Here is a 19,825-nt window from a genome sequence, read left to right on the forward strand (position 1 = left end):
CATTACTTCATTCGAAAATACATAACAATCATGGATCAGTTCAAGGTGATGCAGATCTTCCGCGCGGTGGCCGACTGCAAGAGTTTCACGCAGGCGGCCGAGCGGCTCAATCTGCCCAAGCCGACCGTCACCAACGCCGTGCAGGCGATCGAGCAGCAACTGGGCGTGCGATTGCTCCAGCGCACCACGCGCAAGGTCAGCCTCACGGCCGAGGGCGCGCAATATCTGGAACGCTGCACGGCCCTGCTCAACGACCTGGAGGACATGAACGGCCTGTTTGCCGGCGACGGCCGCCTGCTCAGCGGCGCAGTGCGGGTCGAGCTGCCCGAGCGCCTGGCGCACCTGGTCGTCATTCCGGCGCTGCCCGAATTTATCGCGCGCCATCCCGGGATACAGGTGCGGCTCGGCTCCGGCGACCGTTTTGCCGATCTGGTCGGCGAAGGCATCGACTGCGCCGTGCGCGGCGGCACCTTGCGCGACTCCACGCTGGTGGCGCGGCGCATCGGCAACCTGGAACAGGTCAACCTGGCCTCGCCAGCCTATCTTGAACGTCACGGCCGGCCGCGCACACTAGACGATTTACAACACCATTACGCCGTCAATTTTTTCTCCAGCCAGACCGGGCGCGACATGGACTGGCAATACGTCGACAGCGACGGCGCCGAGCGCACCCTGGCGATGCGCAGCCGGGTCTCCGTCAACGGCACCGAGGCGTATATCGCCGCCTGCGTGGCCGGACTGGGCCTGATCCAGGTGCCGGGTCAGAGCATCGGTCCGCTGCTCGCATCGGGCGCGCTGGAGCAAGTGCTGACGGCCTGGCGGCCCGCGCCGATGCCGCTCAATATCGTCTATTCGCACAACCGCCACCTGTCGCCACGGGTGAGATTATTTGTGGATTGGTTAATTAGTGTCATCGAGCAACAAAATGTGTCAGAATGAGGCTATCGTCCCTTAACAAAAGTTATTTTCATGAAACTGCTCCTGTCGACGGCGTTGCTGGCTAGTTATTCGTGCGCCAGCCTGGCGGCCACGCCCCATGCGCCCGGCACGGCCACGGCCAAAGCCGCAGCGGCGCCGTCGCCGGCAAAGATGCTGCACGCCGCGCAGCGCCAGATCGACGCCGGCAGCTGGCTCGAGCACGTCACCGCGCTCTCGTCGGACGAGTTCGAGGGACGCGCGCCGGGCACGCGTGGCGAACAGCTCACCATCGAGTACCTGCAGCAACAGTTCAAAAAGCTGGGCCTGGAGCCGGGCAACCCGGACGGCACTTATCTGCAACGGGTGCCGACGGTGGCCATCTCCAGCCACCCGACGATGAGCTACACCGGCAAGGACGGCGTCAGCACGCAGCTGATCTTCGGCGACGATTACGTGGCCTGGTCGGCGCGCGCCGAACGGCAGATCGACGTCACCGACTCCGAGCTGGTCTTCGTGGGCTATGGCGTGCAGGCGCCGGAATATCGCTGGGACGACTACAAGGGCGTCGACCTGAAAGGCAAGACCATGGTCGTGCTGATCAACGACCCGCCGCTGCCGGACCCCAAGCAGCCCAAGCGGCTGGACCCGGCCGTGTTCGGCGGCGCGGCGATGACCTACTACGGGCGCTGGGCCTACAAATATGAAATGGCCGCCAAAATGGGCGCGGACGGCGCGCTGATCGTGCACGAAGCCAAGCCGGCCGCCTACCCGTACGAGGTCGTGCGCAACACCTGGAGCCGCGAAAACTTCGCGATTTTCGACAAGGCGCCGGACCCGGACTTTCCGGCCGTGCCCGGCTGGTTGCAGGGCGACCGCGCGCGCGACGTCTTCAAAGCCGGTGGCTTCGACTTCGACGTGCTGAAGCAGCAGGCGCTGTCGCGCGACTTCAAGCCGGTGCCGCTGGGCGTCAAGCTCAAGGTGAGCGAACTGAACGCGTGGCGCGAAGTTCCTTCGCACAACGTCGTGGCCAGGATCGCCGGCTCCGACCCGCAGCTCAAGAACGAAGTCATCGTCTACAGCGCGCACTGGGACCACTTCGGCATCGATGACACCCTGCCCGGCCCGCGCACGCAGCAGATTTTCCACGGCGCGCTCGACAACGCCGCCGGCGTGGCCACCCTGCTGGAGATCGCCAAGGCCTACAAGGCGTTGCCGGTCGCGCCCAAGCGCACCATCGTGTTTCTGGCGACCACGGGCAAGGAGCGCGGCCAGCTGGGCGCCAAATACTACACGCGCAACCCGCTGTATCCGATCGACAAGACGCTGGTCAACATCAACTTGCAGGGCATGAACGTCTGGGGCCGCACGCGCACGGTGGAGTTGCGCGGCATGGGGCAATCGACGGCCGATGACGTGGTGGTCAACGTGGCGCGCAGCCAGGGCCGCGCCGTGCGGCCGGACAGCAACGGCGAATATGGCAATTTCTACCGTGGCGACCAGATCGAATTCGCCAAGGCCGGGGTGCCGGTTGTGCACCTCAGCGACAGCCTCGACTTCATCGGCAAGCCGGCCGGATACGGCCGCGAAAAATTGCTGCGCTACAGTGCGCAGCAATACCATACGGTCAACGACGTGGTCGATCCCAAGTGGGACACGCGCGGCGCCGTGGAAGACATCGCCCTGCTGTTCCAGACCGGTTACCGCATCGCGCAGAACAAGGACATGCCGCAATGGAAACCGAACGCCGAGTTCCGCCGCAAGCCAGGCTCCCGTTAGAACCCGGGGTCAGTTCCGACATTCGGACAAACCAAAATATTTTAGGCACTTTCTGGAACTGCGGAAGTTCCGTAATGTCCGAATGTCGGAACTGACCCTGGGAACTTTCCAATCAATAACCGCGAAAAATCGTGCAAGCGCGTCGGGCGGATTATCCGTTCCTGCGCCGTGCGACCCATTTCTCATCGCGCAGTTTTTGTAGCTGCGCCAGATTACGTTGTTCGAAGGCGTCTGGACCGGCCGCCGCGATATCGGCCCGCAGGCCTTGTTCGGCTTGGTCGATGCGCAGCGCGTCTTGCAGCGACAACTCCATCAGGCTATTCAGGTACGTCACGCCCCACTGCAAGCGCGTCGCCGGACCGACCGCCGCGTTCCATGCCTTTTGATACCAGTCGAGCGCGGCTAGCATGTCGCCGCGCCGCTTGGCGCCCGTCGCCAGACTCAACATGAAATAGTAGGGCGAGTGGGAGCGCGGCAACTCCGCCAGCAACACCTGCTCCGCGTGCGCCGCCAGTCCCGCATCGTTCAGCGCGCTGATCGCCGTGTTGACCAAGGTGTGTCGCTCATAGGGATCGGTCGATTCGGCCAGCGCCGTCTCCACACGCTCCAGCACCTGCTGCTGCAAACCCTGCGTCGATGTCAGCAAACGCGACAGCCGCATTTGCAGCCGCACCGCCGTCAAGCGATCCGGCGCACCGAGCCAGAAATCGTCGGCCCATTGCGCGGCCGCACCGCTGAGCACGGCGGCCAGTTCCTCGCGCCGGCTGGCGAACTTGATCAGGTTGATGCCGCTGTTGCCGAGAATATCCATGTTGGCGCGTGCCAACTGCGGGTCCGAAAAAATCGCCATCAACGCATCGGCATTGGCCGCCGCATCGACGCCCTTGCCGGCGGTGGCCAGCTGCGCATGCAAAGCCAGCCGCGCGGCGGCGTCGGCATCGTCACACGCGCGCACCAGCGCCAGCAGGGTCTCCGCCAAATCCAGCCCGCCCAGCAGCCGGCCTTCGTCGGTATCCCAGGAATAGTGGCTCAGCAACGACCACTCGTTCGCGACGAGCTTGCGCGCGCCGGACAACGCGGCCTCCAAAGCAACGACGGCGCTGGAACCGGACGCATGCACGGCCAACGCCGTGTCGAAAGCGGCAACGAACAGTTCGCCATCGAGCTCGCATGGCAGGCGCGTGATCTCATTGCCGTCGGGCGCGAACAGCACCAGCGTCGGATAGCTGCGCAGCCCGTAGCGCGCGGCCAGCGCCTGGGCGCCGGCAGTGTCGCCGTCGAGGTGGCAGCACACCACCGACGCCGAACGCCGGATGAACTCGTCGCGCGCAAAGATCTCGGCCTTGACGCGGTTGCACGGCGGACACCACACCGCGCCCCAGTACAGGAACAGCGGACGCTGCTGCGAGCGCGCCAGCGCGAAGGCGGCCTCCAGTTCGCCGGCTTGCCCGACTTCATTCCATGCGATGCTCATGCTTTTGGACGGTGGGCATTCAATAATTTGGCCGCGATCGACACGGTCACCGGCGATTCGGGCCACGCATCATCCGGACCGAACCAGCGGGCGTCGGCGATCTCGTTCTGATCGACGCGGATTTCGCCCTCCAGATAATCGGCGGTGTAAGCGATCATCAGCGAATGCGGGAACGGCCACGACTGGCTGCCGAAGTATTGCAGGTTGTGCACCCGCAGCCCGACCTCCTCGAACACCTCGCGGTGGACGGCTTCCTCGATCGATTCGCCCGCCTCCAGGAAGCCGGCCAGCGCCGTGTAGCGCTTGGCCGGCGACTTGGCGTGCATCGCCAGCAGCACCGAGTCGCCCTTGCGGATCAGCACCATCATCGCCGGCGAGATGCGCGGATAGGCGGTCATGCCGCAGTTCAAACATTTATAGCAGCGCTCGCCGTCGAGCCGCTGCGTCGGCGTGCCGCAGGCGCCGCAAAAGCGATGCGTGCGCGCCCATTCGGCCAGCTGGAACGCCCTGCCGGCCAGCCCCAGAAACCCATCGTCGACAGCGCCGAACAGCGAGCGCAAGCCGTGGTAGCCGTGCTCGGCGTCCACCGGCAACGGCTGGTCGAGCCAGGCCAGCTGATAATAACGCCCTTCCCACGTACCCAAGGCATGCACGCGTTCGGCCGGCAGATCGAGCGCGGCGACCTTGTCGGGGTCCGGCAAGCCCAACGTGGCGTTGTTTAATAGCAACTCTCCGCGATGGAACACGAACGTCAGCGCACGATCGTGCTGTTCGGGGTTGATCAATGGAATAAATGTGGCGGGCGTCAGCAGCATAGAGGGAAGGTTAAAGGTTACGCGCGAACCCTTATCTTACAGTGTTTCTTATTTGCTTCTTTTGCACGGCCCGCCTTGTTGACAAGCTGATGAGACAGGCAATATTAACCCCTTGTTTTTAAACAAAGATTTACGCGCCTTTTAGACGTCTTTTCACTCAATCAAGGTAATTGCCGGTAAGATATATTTCCGTCAGGAGATAAATTATGCCATCGATAGTACCTGGATTCACCACCGACCAACTCGTCAGCCTGCAACCCAACCAGATCGCCTTGTTGACGACTGCGGAAATTGCATTGCTCACCACAACGCACATGACCGTGCTGTTGACGTCGCAATTGGCCGCGTTCGGTACCAACCAGTTACGGGCGCTATCGACGCAGAATCTGCGTGCCCTCAGCACCGACCAGATCGGCCAGGGCTTCACCACCAGGCAGATCCAGGCACTGACGACCGGGCAAATGATCAACCTGACCAACGATCAGCTGGTCCATGGCTTGACCAGCGACCAGTTCGCCGCGCTCGCCACGGTCCAGGTCGCCGCGCTGACGACCGCGCAGATTGCGCTGGTCGAGGCCGACGACATCGCCGCGCTGCAAACCCGCCAGGTGGTGGCGCTGAACACGGCGCAACTGCGCGCGCTTGGCACCGCGCAGATCGTCGCGTTGACCTCCAGCCAGACCGCCGCGCTGCAGACCCGCCAGCTGGCCGCGCTGAGCAACAGCCAGCTGGCCAGCATCGAAACCGACGACATCAGCGCGATGACCACGCAGCAACTGGTCTCGCTCGGCACCGCCGCGCTCGGCGCGCTGACCACCGACCAGATCGCCGCGCTGCGCACCGCGCAAAGCAGCAGCCTGTCGACCGTGCAAATCGGCGCCCTCGCCAGCGAACAGTTGGCCGCGCTCGGCACGGCCGGCTTCGCCGCGCTCAAAACCGCGCAGATCGCCGCGCTGACCACCAGGCAATTCGCCGCGCTCAGCACCGATCAGATCGTCGCGCTGACGACGGCGCAAACCGCCGCGCTGACCACGCTGCAACTGGGCCAGATGAGCAGCGCCCAGCTGGCCGCGATGGAAACCCAGGACTTCGCCGCCCTCAGGAGCCAGCAACTGAACGCGCTTGGCACCGCCACCACCAGCGTCCTCAGCACCGATCAGATCGCCGCGCTGACGACCACCCAGGTCGCCGCAATGCGCAGCGGCCAGTTGCGGGGCCTGAGCACCGACCAGATCGCCGCGCTGAGCACGCAGCAAGTGGCCGCGCTGACCACCACGCAAATCACCGTGCTCAGCTCGGAGCAGGTCGCCGCGATCGAGACGCGCGACATCGCCGCGATGAAAACGGCGCAGGTCGCCGCTTTGACGACGGCGCAACTGAACGCACTGACCGTCGACCAGATGGCCGCGTTGACCACCGCGCAAGCGGCCGGACTGACCACGGCGCAAATGGCGTCGCTGGGGACGGCGTTGCTTGCCGCGCTGGAAACCCAGGACCTGGCCGCGCTGCGCACCCAGCAGATCGCCGCGATGTCCAGCGAGGGCATCGCCGCGCTCGGAACCAACCAGGTTGCCGCGCTGACCACGACGCAGATTGCCGCGCTGAAATCCGCGCAGATCGCCGCGCTGGACACGGCACAGATCGCCACGCTGGGCACGGCCCAGGCCAACGGGCTGAGCACGCAGAACATGGCGGTGCTCTCGACCTTGCAGCTGAGCGCGCTCAGCACGGCCAATTTCGCCTCGCTCAAGACCCAGCAGCTTGCCGCGATGGGCACCAATCTGATCGCCGCGCTTGGCACCGACCAGATTGTCGCGCTGAAAACCGCGCAAGCCAGCGCGCTGAGCTCGCTGCAACTGTCGGCCTTGTCGAGCGACCAGCTGAACGCCATGGAAACGCAGGACCTGGCCGCGCTGCGCACGCAGCAGCTGGCCGGTCTCAGCACAGCCAATATCGCCGCGCTGAACACCGCGCTGGTCGCCGCGCTGACCACCGCCCAGCTTGCCGCGCTGTCGACCCAGCAAATCGCCGCGCTAGGCACTGACCAGATCGTCGGCCTGACCACCGGCCAGGGCGCCGCGCTGACCAGCCGCCAGATCGGCGCGCTCAACAGCGACCAGGTCGCCGCCATCGAAACGCGCGATCTGGCGGTGATGAAAACCAGCCAGATCGCCGCGATTGGCACCGCACAGTTCGCCGCGCTCACGACGCAACAGGTCGCGGGACTGACGTCGCTGCAGGCGGCATCGCTGCTGACCCAGCATATCGCCACGCTCAACAGCGATCAGATCGCCGCGATGGAAACGCAGGACCTGGTGGCGCTCAAGTCGCAACAAGCGGCCGCGCTGTCGAGCAACGCGGTGGCCGCCTTGACGACCACCCAGTTGGCCGCGCTGGCCAGCACCCAGCTGAGCAACTTCACCAACGGCCAGCTTGCCGCGCTGACGACCGACCAGATCGTCGCGCTCACGACCGCCCAGACCGCCGCGCTCAGCACGCGCGCCATTGCGGCCCTGTCGACCGACCAGATCAACGCGCTGCAAACGGTCGATTTCGCCGCGCTGCGGACCGCGCAGGTCGCCGCGCTGACGCCGGCGCAGGTGGCCGCGCTGAATACCGATCTGATCGTCGCGCTGACGACCGCGCAAGCCGGCGCGCTGACCGCCGCCCAGTTGCAAGCGCTCACCACCGCGCAGTTGGCCGCAATGGAAACGCAGGACTTCGCCGCGCTCAAGACCAGCCAGCTGCTCAGCCTGGGCACCAAAGCCATCGCCACCTTGACCACCAACCAGGTCGCGGCGCTGAAAACCACGCAAATCGCGCAACTGAGCTCGGATCAGGTTCAGGTGCTCAGCTCGGCCCAATTGGGCGCGCTGACCACGGCCCAAGTGAACGCCTTCAGCACCGCCCAGATCGGCTACCTGCTGACCGCGCAAGTGGCCGTGCTGACCACGGCCGACTGGGCGGCGCTTAAATCGTCGCAAATCAACGCGCTGAGCGCCGGCCAGTTCGGCGCCGTCACCACCGACCAGATTGTCGCGCTGACCACGTCGCAAACGGGTGCGCTGTCCACGCAACAGCTGGCCTTGCTGTCGACCGCCCAGCTGGTGGCAATGGAAACCCAGGACCTGGTCGCGCTCAAGACGCAACAGGTCATTGGCCTCGGCACGTCCAGCGTAGCGGCCCTGACCACCGACCAGCTGCAAGCGCTGAAAACCCAGCAAATCGCGGCGTTGACCAGCAAGCAACTAGCGGCCATGACGACCGACCAGGTCGCCGCGCTGACCACGGCGCAAGCTAGCAACCTGGGCACCGCGCAGCTTGCCGTGTTGTCGACCAACCAGTTGCTCGCGCTTGAGACGGCCGACCTGGCCGCGTTGAGGACCATTCAACTGGCCGCGCTCGGCACCGATCAGATCAGCATGCTGAGCACCGACCAGATCGTCGCGCTGACCAGCACCCAGGTCGCCAACCTGAGCACCCGCCAGCTGCAGGCGCTCGACAGCGCCCAGATCGCCGCGATGGAAACCCACGACCTGGCCGCGCTGCGCACCGCGCAACTGGCGGGATTGAGCACCGTCAACCTGAACGCGCTGACCGCCGGCCAGATGCAGGCGCTCACCAGCGCCCAGCTGAACGGTCTGTCCAGCGCGCAGTTGCAATCGCTGAACAGCACGCAAATCGCCGCGCTGGGCACGGCGCAGGTGACCAGCTTGTCCACCACGCAAGTAGCCTTGCTGAGCAGCGAGCAATTGCTGGCCCTGGGTGCAGACGTGCTGGCACTGATGAAAACCGCGCAAATAGCCGCCGTCAAAACGGCACAGATCGCCGCCTTCAACAGCGACCAGTTGATCGCGCTGACAACCGTACAAATCGCCGGCTTGTCCACGCAACAAGTCGCCGCCCTCGGCAGCAACCAGCTGAACGCGCTGGAAAGCCAGGACTTCGCCGCCCTCAGAACGGTGCAACTCGCAGCGCTCGGCACCAGCCTTTTCGCCAACCTCGGCACCGCGCAGGCAGCCGCGCTGACCAGCGTGCAGGTGGCCGGATTGAGCACGGGCCAGCTTGTCGCCCTCGGCACCGACCAGCTGCAAACCTTCGCTACCGGCGACATCGCCGCGCTGAGGACCGCGCAAGTGCAGGCATTGACGACAGCCCAAGTCAGCGCGCTGACCGACGACCAGTTCCGCTCGCTGACCGCCGCCCAGATGGCGGTGCTCACCAGCGACCAGTTCCGCGCGCTCGGCACCGACCAGATCGTTGCATTGAACACGCTGCAAGCAGGCAATCTGACGACGGCCCAGGTGAACGCGCTGACCGCCGGCCAACTGGCCGTGCTGGAAACCCAGGACCTGGCCGCGTTCAAGACCCAGCAAGTGGCGGCGTTGAGCACCGCCCAGTTCGTGCTGCTCAACAGCGACCAGATCGCCGGCCTGAGCGTCACGCAAGTGGCCAACCTGACCAGCCAGCAAGTTGCAGCGCTGATCACCGACCAGATCGCCGCGCTGGAAACGCGCGATTTGGCCGCGTTGCGCACCGCGCAATTGCTGGCGTTTAACAGCGCCCAGTTCGGCGCAATTTCCACCGACCAGCTGCAAGGCATGACCGCCGCGCAGCTGGCTTCGCTGAGCACCTCGCAATTCCAGAGTCTGCTGACCTCGCAGATCACTTCGCTGACCACGCAGCAGGTCGCCGCGCTGGCCACGGGCCAGATCGCCAGCCTGACCAGCGGCCAACTGACCGCCCTCAACACCGCCGAAATCACGGTCCTCAAGACCGCGCAAATCGCCGCGTTCAACACCGCCCACGTCGCGCTGCTGAGCACCGACCAGGTCACCGCGCTGACCAGCACCCAGGTCGCATCGATGTCGACCAGCCAGCTATCGTCGCTGAACTCGGACCAGATCCACGCGCTCAGCTCGGAAGACTTTGCCGCCCTGAGCGCCGCGCAATTGACCGCGATCGGCGGCCTGAGCAACCTGAGCACCGACCAGATCCAGGCGCTGACCCAGAACCAGATCGCCGGCCTCGGCAGCGCCCAGATCGCCGCCTTGAGCACCGACCAGATCGTGGCGCTGACCACGCGCCAGATCGGCAGCATCAGCACCGCCGGCGTTGCCGTGTTGAGCAGCGATCAACTGCGCGCGATCGAGCTGGAAGATCTGGCCCGGCTGACCGTCACGCAACTTGCCGCGCTGAGCACCGAACGCGTCGCTCAGCTGACCAGCGACCAGATCATGTCGTTCACCACCGCGCAGCTCGGCAGCTTGGCGACCGCGCAGATCGCCGCGCTGACTACCGATCAAATGCAAGCGTTGACCACGGCCGAAGTGATCTCGCTCAAGACCGTGCAAATCGCCGCGCTCAGCAGCAACCAGATCACCGCCCTGCTCATCGACCAGGTGCAGGCCTTGGGCTCGGGCCAGCTCAACGCCTTGTCCAGCGCACAGCTGCGCTCGCTGACCGCCGACCAGATCATTCAGCTGACCACGCAACAGTTCGCGCAACTGGCGACCGCGCAAGTGGCCACCCTCAGCACGCAGCAACTGGGCGCCATCGAGCTGGAAGACCTGGCCGCGTTCAAAACCGCGCAGATCGCCGCGCTGGGCACCGACCAGATCCAGTCGCTGACCTTGGACCGCATCGCCGCGCTGACCAGCGCACAAACCCAGGCGCTGAGCAGCAACCAGTTGCTGTCGCTGACCACGACACAAATCCAGGCGCTGACCACCGACGAGTTGATCGCGCTCAAAACCACGCAGATCGCCGCGCTGGCCACCGACCAGCTCAACGCGCTGCTGGCCGACCAGTTGCAGAGTCTCGCTTCTGCGCAACTCAACGCCCTGACGACGGCGCAGCTCCAAGCGCTCAGCAACGACCAGATCATTCAGCTGACAACGCGGCAATTCGCACAGCTGGCCACCGCCCAGATCGCCGCCTTGACCACCGCTCAGCTGAACGCGATGGAGCTGGAAGACTTGGCCGCACTGGTCAGTAATCAGATCGCCGCGCTGAGCACCGTGCAAGTCAGCCAGCTGGGCCTGACGCAGATCGACAACCTGACCACCGCCCAAGTCGCCGCGCTGACCAGCAACCAGCTTATCGCGCTCGGCACCGACCAGGTGCGGGCGATCGCCACCGACGACCTGCAGGCGCTCAAAACCGCGCAGCTGCAAGCGCTGACCACCGTGCAGCTGACCGCGCTGACCGTCGACCAGTTGCAAAACCTGACCACCGTCCAGCTCGATTCGCTGAGCTCGGCGCAGGCGCGCTCGCTCACCACGGACCAGATCGCCGCGCTGACCACATTGCAGATGGACAACCTGAGCACGCGCCAGTTGGGCGTGCTCGGCAGCGACCAGATCGCCGCCATCAGCACCGACAACTTCGCCACCTTGTCGAGCACGCAACTGGGCGCGCTCAATACCGCCCAGTTCGGCGCAATCACAACCGACCAGATCGTCGCGCTAAACAGCCAGCAGACTGCCGCGCTGAGCACCGCGCAACTGGCCGCGCTCGGCAGCGACCAGCTCAACGCGCTGGAGACGGCAGACTTCGCCGTGCTCAAGACGGCGCAAATCGCCGCTTTGACGACCGCCAACGTCGCCGCGCTGACAACCGACCTGGTTAGTACCCTGGGCACCGCGCAAATCGGCGGCCTGAGCACCGCCCAGATCGCCGCCTTGAACACCGACCAGATCATGGCACTGGGCACGGCGCAGGTCGGCGTCCTGGGCACGTCGCAGATCAGCGTGCTCAGCACCGACCAGGTCGCCGCACTCAGCACGATGGACTTTGTCGCGCTACACAGCAACCAACTGGCCGCCTTCAACACCAACCAGATCGGCGCGCTGACGGCCGACCAGCTCAACGCGCTCTCCACCAGCGCTGTCACCGGCCTGACCACGCAACTGCTGGGCGCGCTGACGACCCTGCAATTGAGCCTGCTCGAAACCGCCCATGTGGCGGTGCTGACCTCGGTCCAACTGCCATCGCTGAGCACCGCCCAGTTGGCCGCGCTCAACACCGACCAGTTCGCCGCGATCAACACCGGTGCGATCAAGAATCTGCAGGCCACGCAATTTGCCGCGCTGAGCACCGACCAGATCGTCGCCCTGACCACCGCACAAGTCCGCGCGCTCGGCAGCACCCAGCTGACCGCGCTGGTCAGCGACCAGATGGCAGCGCTGGAAACGGCCGACCTGGCCGCGTTGTCCACCGCGCAAGTGACCGTGCTCGGCACGAACCAGCTGCAGGCGCTGCTGACCGACCAGGTCGCATCCCTGGCGACCACACAGATCGCCGCGCTGACCACCGACCAGATCGCCGCCGGCCTCAATACCGACCAGATCGCAGCATTGACCACGGAACAGGCGGCATCGCTGGCCACCAGGCAGGTGGCGGCGCTGACGACCAACCAGGTCGCCGCGCTGGAAACGGCAGACCTGTCATCCTTCACCACGCGCCAGATCGTCGCCTTGACCAGCGACCAGGTTGGCGTGCTGAACAGCGATCAGCTTAACGGACTTGCCACGGCACAACTGGCTTCCCTGACGACCAGCCAGATCAGTAACGGTCTGAGCACGGCGCAACTGGTCGCGCTTGACGCCGACCACGTCAGCTCGCTGACCACCGCGCAGCTCGTATATGGCCTGAGCAGCGAGAGCATCAGCGCCCTGACGACCGACCAGCTCGCCGCATTGCGCACCGCGCAAACGTCCGTGCTCAACAGCAGCCAGGTGCAGGCACTGACCACTGACCAGATAGTCGCGCTGAGCACAGCGCAAGCGTCGACTCTGACCACGCAGCAAGTGGCGGCACTGACGACCACGCAAGTTGCCGCACTGGAAACGGCCGACCTGTCATCCTTCACCACGCGCCAGATGGTCGCGTTGACCAGCGACCAGATCGGCGTACTCAACAGCGACCAGCTCAACGGCCTGAGCACGGCCGAGCTGGCGGCGTTGACCACCAGCCAGATCAGCAACGGCCTGAGCACGGCGCAATTGGTAACACTGGACGCGGACCACATCAGCTCCCTGACCACCGCGCAACTCGTGTACGGCTTGAGCAGCGACAGCATCGCCGCGCTGGCGACCGATCAGATCGTAGCCTTGCGCACTGCGCAAACGTCCGTGCTGAACAGCAGCCAGGTGCAGGCGTTGAGCACCGACCACATCGTCGCGCTGAGCACGGCGCAAGCGTCGGCGCTGACCACGCAGCAAGTGGCCGCGCTGACAACCACGCAGGTTGCCGCGCTGGAAACGGCCGACCTGTCGTCCTTCACCACGCGTCAGATGGTCGCGTTGACCAGCGACCAGATCAGCGTACTCAGCAGCGACCAGCTCAACGGTCTGAGCACGGCCGAGCTGGCGGCGTTGACAACCAGCCAGATCAGCAACGGTCTGAGCACGGCGCAATTGGTGACACTGGACGCGGACCACATCAGTTCGCTGACGACCGCACAGCTCGTGTATGGTCTGAGCAGCGACAGCATTGCCGCGCTGACGACCGACCAGTTCGCAGCATTACGCACCGCGCAAACGTCCGTTCTGAACAGCAGCCAGGTGCAGGCGTTGACCAGCGACCAGATCGTCGCGCTGAGCACGGCGCAAGCGTCGACCCTGACCACGCAGCAAGTGGCCGCGCTGACCACCGCGCAAGTTGCCGCGCTGGAAACGGCCGACCTGTCGTCCTTCACAACGCGCCAGATGACCGCGCTGACCAGCGACCAGATCAGCGTGCTCAACAGCGACCAGCTCAACGGCCTGACCACAGCCGAGCTGGCAACACTGACCACCAGCCAAATCAGCAACGGCCTGAGCACAGCCCAACTGGCCGCACTGGATGCCGGCCACGTCAGCGCCCTGACCACCGCGCAACTGGTGTATGGCGTCGGCAGCGACCGCATCGCCGCCTTGACGACCGACCAGCTCGTGGCGCTGCGCACCGCGCAGACGGCCGTCCTGAGCAGCAGCCAGGTGCAGGCGCTGACGACCGACCAGATCGTCGCGCTGAGCACTGCGCAAGCATCGACCTTGACCACGCAACAAGTGAACGCCTTGACTGCGGACCAGATCGTTGCACTGGAAACGGACGACCTGGTCGTGCTGAGCACGCGCCAGATCACCGCCATCAACACAGTGCAGCTTGCGGCGCTGTCCGCCGGACAGCTCAACTCGCTGACCCTGGCGCAACTGGCCGCCTTCAGCACCATCCAGCTGTCCAACGGCCTGCAAACGGCACAGGTGGCCGGGCTCGACATCGCCCATATCGCCGCGCTGAGCACCGCGCAGTTGGCCTACGGCCTGACCGTCGATAACCTGCTGGCGCTGACCACCGACCAGATCCGTGCGCTGGGCACCATCCAGATCGCCGCAATGACCACCGCCCAAGCCAGCAGCCTGAGCACAGATCAGATCGCCGCGCTGGCCACGGCGCAAATGACCGGCCTGTCCACCGCCCAAATGCAGTGGCTGACCGCCGACCAGTTGGCCGCGCTCAGCACCGGTCAGGTCGCCGCGCTCGACACCCAGGACGTCGCCGCGTTGACCGCCGGCCAGTTCATCGGCCTGAGCAGCGACCAGACGGTGGCGCTGACCACCAGCCAGGTGCGCGGCCTGAAGACGGCGCAGGTCGCCGCCATCGACGGTGGCCAGATCACCGCCTTCAGCACCGACCAGATCGCCGCGTTGGGCACCGCGCAAGCGGCCGCGCTCAGCGTCAGCGCCGTGGTCGCGCTGTCGACCAACCAGATCGGCGCGCTCGTCACGGCCAGCGTCGCCGCGCTGGGTACCTTGCAGGTTGCCAGCCTCGACGTCACGCAACTGCCGGGCCTGAACACGGCCCAGGTGCAGGCGCTCACCAGCGCCCAGCTCGGCGCGATGACCGCCGACCAGTTGTTTGCCATGAGCACCAGCCAGATCAGCGCCCTGCGTACCGCGCAGATCGGTTACCTCAACACCACGCAGCTGTCGGCGCTGTCGAACGGCCAGATCCAGGCCCTCACCACGGACCAGGTCGCCAGCATCAAGCTGAGCCAGGTCACCGCGCTGACGGTCGACCAGGTCGCCGCTTTCGGCACCAGCCAGCTGCAATCGCTGACCACGGCGCAAATCCAGACGCTGACGTCGACGCAACTCAACGCGCTGACCGGCACCCAGTCCGCAGCGCTGACGACGTTGCAAATGGGCGCGCTCAAGAACGCCCAGATCGCCGCGCTGACGATCGACCAGATCAACGCCTTCACGCCGACGCAGTTGGCGGCCTGGAGCACCAGCCAGCTCGGCTCGCTGACGGTCACGCAGATCGGCTACCTGTCGACCACGCAGATCGCCGGACTGACCAACACGCAAGTGGCGGGCCTCAAGGCGAGCCAGTTGCAGGTCTTCACCACCGACCAGATCGCCGCGTTCACGGCCGGGCAGGTCCCGTCGCTGACGACCACCAACCTGACCGCGCTCAGCATCGCGCAAGCGGACGCCTTCACCGGCGCCCAGGTGGCGGCAATGTCGGTCACGCAAACGATGGCGCTCAACGCCGCGTCGGTCAACTACGCCACGCCGCTGGTGCTGGATCTGGACGGCAACGGCGTGCGCACCGTCAGCATCGCGGCTGGTGTGCAGTTCGACATCCGCGGCGACGGCCAAACGGTCAACACCGGCTGGGTCGACAGCAAGGACGGCCTGCTGGCCCTGGACCGCAACGGTGACGGCGTCATCAACGACGGCGGCGAGCTGTTCGGCAGCGCCACCACCTTGGCCGACGGCACCAAAGCGGCCGACGGCTACGCCGCGCTGGCCGCGCTCGACAGCAATGGCGACGGCCGCATCAGCGATGCCGACGACGCGTTCGGCGCCCTGCGCGTGTGGATCGACGGCAACTCGGACGGCGTCAGCCAGGCCGACGAGCTCAAGACCCTGGCGCAACTGGGCATCGCCACGATCGCCACCGGCGCCAGCGCCGCGCTGACGCAGCAAAACGGCAACGTCATCGGCCTGACGTCGCGCTACACCAGCACCGACGGCAGCGTGCACGACAGCGCCGACGTCTGGTTCCTGGCGCAAAAACAGGCAACGTCGGCAACGCCAAACACCTCGCTGCAACAGCAAGTGAGTGGCCTGAGCAACGCCCTGTCGGCCTTCAACACTGCCAATCCGGCAACATCCGGCACCGCCAATGCGGCACAAACGCAACAGCTGGCCGCATTGAACGCCACCGGCGCGGGCGCCGAAAACAGCGTGCAAGCGCTGACGGACGCGCTCAAGCAATACCACGCCGGACAGGGACTGCAAGGCGCCGCCGGCGCGCTCACCAACACCCGCCGCGAGCAGGCCGGCCACAGCGCCAGCAGCTGGTTTAGCGTCCCCGACCGCTAACCCCACCCCGGGGTCAAGTCTGTCATTCGGACACGCTCACAACCGTATCTAGGCGATACGGCCGAGCCTGTGTCCGAATGACAGACTTGACCCCGGGGGTTGTGATCGGTCGAGCAGAGGTGGTTTTACATTCTTGCTCCTGAGCCAAAAGTTGCCCCGCAGCCAGCGACAAAAGGTATGATAGTGCGTACTTTTTGTGGCTCTGCGGGCCGTTCGCCGCGTGCCGGACCGATCCAACTCTAAGCCCAGCCATGACCGCTCACGCTCCCGCCGCATCCGCTCCCTCCGATACCAGCCCGCTCGGCAATGTGATGGCCCTGGCCGCCAGCGGCGCGCTTTCCATCGGCGATCTGTTCGGCGCCGCCGCCGTGCTGCAGGAAAGCGGCCAGCTCCCCGCCGCGATCGGCCTGTACCAGACCTGGATCCTGCACACGCCGTCGCCGCTGGTCTACGCGGCCTGCTTCAACCTGGCCGTGGTGCTGTCCAATAGCGGCGACGACGCCGGCGCCGAGACCGTGCTGCGCCAGGCGATCGCGCAGAATCCGAACTTCGTCGAGGCCCGCCTCAATCTTGGCACCCTGCTCGAAAGAGTCGGCCGCCCCGACGAGGCGCTGGCGATGTGGAATTCGATCCTGACCGACGTCCAGCCGGATATCAAAACCAATCCGACCCTGCACGTGCAGACGCTGAACAACCTGGGACGCCTGCTGGAGATCCGCAAGCGCTACCCCGAGGCCGAGAAGATGCTGGCCCTGAGCCTGGGCGTCGATCCGCAGCAGGCCAACGTGATGACCCATTGGGTCCACCTGCGCCAGAAGCAGTGCGAGTGGCCCGTCTACAGCGGGCTGGAACACATCTCGGTCACGACCATGATCGACGGCACCTCGGCGCTGGCGATGCTGAGCGCCTCCGACGATCCCGCCCAGCAGCTGGCCGCCGCGCGCCGCTTCGTCAACGAGAAGGTCAACGCGGCCGTCGCGCCGCTGACCGGCGCCCATGGTTATGGCCACAGCCGCCTGCGCATCGGCTACCTGTCGTCGGACTTTTGCTCGCACGCGGTCTCTATCCTGACCGCCGAACTCTATGAGCTGCACGACCGCAGCAAGTTCGAGGTCTATGCCTTCAGCTGGAGCCGCGAGGACGGCTCGCCGATCCGCGCCCGCGTGGTCAAGGCGATGGACCATTACATCCGCATCGATGCGCTGACCGACGAACAGGCCGCGCGCACCATCCGCGCCCACGAAATCGATATCCTGGTCGACCTGCACGGCCTGACCCTGGGTGCGCGCCCGAACATCCTGGCGTTCCGCCCGGCGCCGGTGCAGCTGACCTACCTCGGTTTCCCGGGCAGCACCGGCCTGCCCGGCGTCGATTACGTGCTGGCCGACGAATTCCTGATCACGCCGGAGATGACCAAGGACTTCACCGAGAAGCCGCTGTACCTGCCCGACACCTTCCAGATCAACGACCGCCAGCGCGCCATCGCCGCCAAGCCGACCCGCGCCAGTGTCAACCTGCCGGACGACGCCTTCGTCTTCTGCTCGTTCAACAACAACTTCAAGTTCACGCCCGACATGTTCGGCACGTGGATGAACATTCTGCGCCGCGTGCCGAACAGCGTCCTGTGGCTGGTGGCCGATTACCCGGAAGTGCGCGAGAACCTGTACCGTTACGCCGAGGAGGCGGGCATCGACCGCAACCGCCTGATCTTCAACAGCCGCGCCGTGCCGGCCGAGTACCTGGCGCGCTACCAGGTGGCCGACCTGTTCCTCGACACCTTCCCGTTCAACGCCGGCACCACCGCCAGCGACGCGCTGTGGGCCGGCCTGCCGCTGCTCACCTGCGCCGGCCACACCTTCTCGTCGCGCATGGCTGGCAGCCTGCTGCGCGCGGTCGACCTGCCGCAGCTGATCACCTATAACTTCGCCGATTACGAAGAGAAGGCCGTGGCGTTGGCCAACGATCCTAACCGCATCGCCTCGATGAAGCGCCAGCTGGTGGCCAACCGCATGACCTGCGCGCTGTTCGATACGCCGCGCTTCGTGCGCAACCTGGAGACGGTGCTGCAGCAGGTGGCCAAGCCGGCCGCGCCGCGCATGCCGGCGCCGCAGCACGCGGTGCGCCCGTCCGACGATCCGTCGCACACCGCGGCGGCCGAACCGGTGCGCATCGACCAGATTCCGATCGTCAGCGTGTCCTACAATTCGCCGGACCTGATCGAGGCGCTGCTGCGCACCCTGCGCCAGTTCTACACCAACCGCGTCTACATCATCGACGGCTCCAACCCGGACGTGGCCGAGAAGATCCGCGCCATCACCGACGGCTTCGAGAACGTCGAGTTCATCCCGTTCGGCTATAACATCCATCACGGCCCGGGCCTGAGCTGGGCGATCAACCATCTTGGCCTGTCGGGCGAGGTGCTGTTCCTGGACTCGGACGTCGAGATCCTCAAGGGCGGCTTCATCGAATCATTGCACAGCCATCTGCGTCCGGGCATGTACGGCGTCGGCACCATCCAGCCGGTCAACGAGCAAGGCTACGACCGCGCCGACGGCGCCGTGCGCTACCTGCACCCGGCCTGCATGCTGACCAATATCGAGGTTGTACGCCAATGGCCGATGCCGATCAAGCACGGCGCGCCGATGATTTCGACCATGCTGGCGATCCACCAGGCCGGCGCGCATGATCTGATCGAGAGCATCGAGTGGGTGCGCGAGGACTTCGCGCCCAAGCCGCCGAAGCGCAACTTCATCAAGCATGACTGGCAGGGCACCGTGATCCGCACCGGGGGCTATCACTACGACCTGCCCAGCGCCACTACAGTCGTCAACACCGACCTGCTGCACTTCATGCCGCCGGAGGCGCGCAAGATCGTCGAGGTGCATTGCCGCGACGGCGCCTTCGCCAAGGCCTACAAGGCACGCAACGCCATCGTCGACTACACCGGCATCGAGGCCGATCCGGCGCCGGCCCAGGCGGCCCGTCCGCACTGCGATTTCGTCTTCAACGTGGAGATCGAGCACGCCGGTCCTGACCTGTGGGACCACGTGCGCGGCGCCGATTGCTGGGTGCTCGACGAGGCGCTGGAGATGATCGACGATCCATGGACGCTGCTGCAGAAAATCCGCACCAGCATCGCGCCCGGCGGCAAAATCGTGGCGACCATCCGCAACTTCCAGCACTGGAGCATCCAGGCGCGCATGAACGCGGGCGACCTGCGCTACGGCCCGGGAGGCCTGGAGAAATCGCGCAAGCGCATCTTCACGCGCGGCGCCATGCTGGAGATGTTCCAGCAGGCCGGCTTCCAGATCAGCGGCGGCAGCGCGCGCATCGTCGACGAACCGGCGCGTGAAAAGTATCTGGCGGCGATCCGCCTGATGGCCGGCGCCAGCGGCATCGATCCAGTGGTGGCGGTCGAAGACGCGCTGCCGTGGCAGTACATCGTAACGGCAGTCGCCGCCTGA

The 19,825-nt window shown here is 65.6% G+C and carries 6 protein-coding genes; 4 read left to right on the top strand and 2 right to left on the bottom strand.

All coding sequences use genetic code 11. The features are described from left to right. Positions 1–30: 30 nt before the first annotated feature. Entirely contained in the window at positions 31–939 is a 909-nt protein-coding gene (locus tag ACZ0BA_RS21395; protein WP_463453186.1) for a LysR family transcriptional regulator, read from the top strand. Positions 940–969: 30 nt separating this feature from the next. After that, positions 970–2,694: a M28 family peptidase gene (locus ACZ0BA_RS21400; RefSeq protein ID WP_463453187.1), complete on the top strand. Its 1,725-nt coding sequence runs from the start codon at positions 970–972 to the stop codon at positions 2,692–2,694. Between the two features lie 151 nt (positions 2,695–2,845). On the opposite strand, the gene ACZ0BA_RS21405 is transcribed toward ACZ0BA_RS21400, so the two are convergent. Together ACZ0BA_RS21405 and nudC are read right to left on the bottom strand one after the other, a co-directional pair. Then, entirely contained in the window at positions 2,846–4,168 is a 1,323-nt protein-coding gene (locus ACZ0BA_RS21405; RefSeq protein WP_463453188.1) for a thioredoxin family protein, read from the bottom strand. Next, positions 4,165–4,983 (bottom strand): NAD(+) diphosphatase, encoded by an 819-nt coding sequence (gene nudC, locus ACZ0BA_RS21410; RefSeq protein WP_463453189.1) that lies wholly within the window; start codon positions 4,981–4,983, stop codon positions 4,165–4,167. Before nudC ends, ACZ0BA_RS21405 begins: the two co-directional genes overlap by 4 nt. A gap of 206 nt (positions 4,984–5,189) precedes the next feature. Here nudC and ACZ0BA_RS21415 point away from each other — a divergent pair, with 206 nt between their 5' ends. Both ACZ0BA_RS21415 and ACZ0BA_RS21420 read left to right on the top strand, forming a co-directional pair. After that, entirely contained in the window at positions 5,190–16,361 is an 11,172-nt protein-coding gene (locus ACZ0BA_RS21415; RefSeq protein WP_463453190.1) for a beta strand repeat-containing protein, read from the top strand. 251 nt (positions 16,362–16,612) lie between these two features. Next, the gene (locus ACZ0BA_RS21420; RefSeq protein ID WP_463453191.1) at positions 16,613–19,825 is read left to right on the top strand and encodes an O-linked N-acetylglucosamine transferase family protein; all 3,213 of its coding nucleotides are present in this window, start codon (positions 16,613–16,615) and stop codon (positions 19,823–19,825) included.

Source organism: Duganella sp. AC917, assembly GCF_979258245.1.

What these genes read in the sequence shown, in the direction of transcription:
- ACZ0BA_RS21405 (WP_463453188.1), bottom strand. Translation starts at nt 4,168, where the DNA reads ATGAGCATCGCATGGAATGAAGTCGGGCAAGCCGGCGAACTGGAGGCC.
- ACZ0BA_RS21415 (WP_463453190.1), top strand. Translation starts at nt 5,190, where the DNA reads ATGCCATCGATAGTACCTGGATTCACCACCGACCAACTCGTCAGCCTG.
- ACZ0BA_RS21420 (WP_463453191.1), top strand. Translation starts at nt 16,613, where the DNA reads ATGACCGCTCACGCTCCCGCCGCATCCGCTCCCTCCGATACCAGCCCG.
- ACZ0BA_RS21400 (WP_463453187.1), top strand. Translation starts at nt 970, where the DNA reads ATGAAACTGCTCCTGTCGACGGCGTTGCTGGCTAGTTATTCGTGCGCC.
- nudC (WP_463453189.1), bottom strand. Translation starts at nt 4,983, where the DNA reads ATGCTGCTGACGCCCGCCACATTTATTCCATTGATCAACCCCGAACAG.
- ACZ0BA_RS21395 (WP_463453186.1), top strand. Translation starts at nt 31, where the DNA reads ATGGATCAGTTCAAGGTGATGCAGATCTTCCGCGCGGTGGCCGACTGC.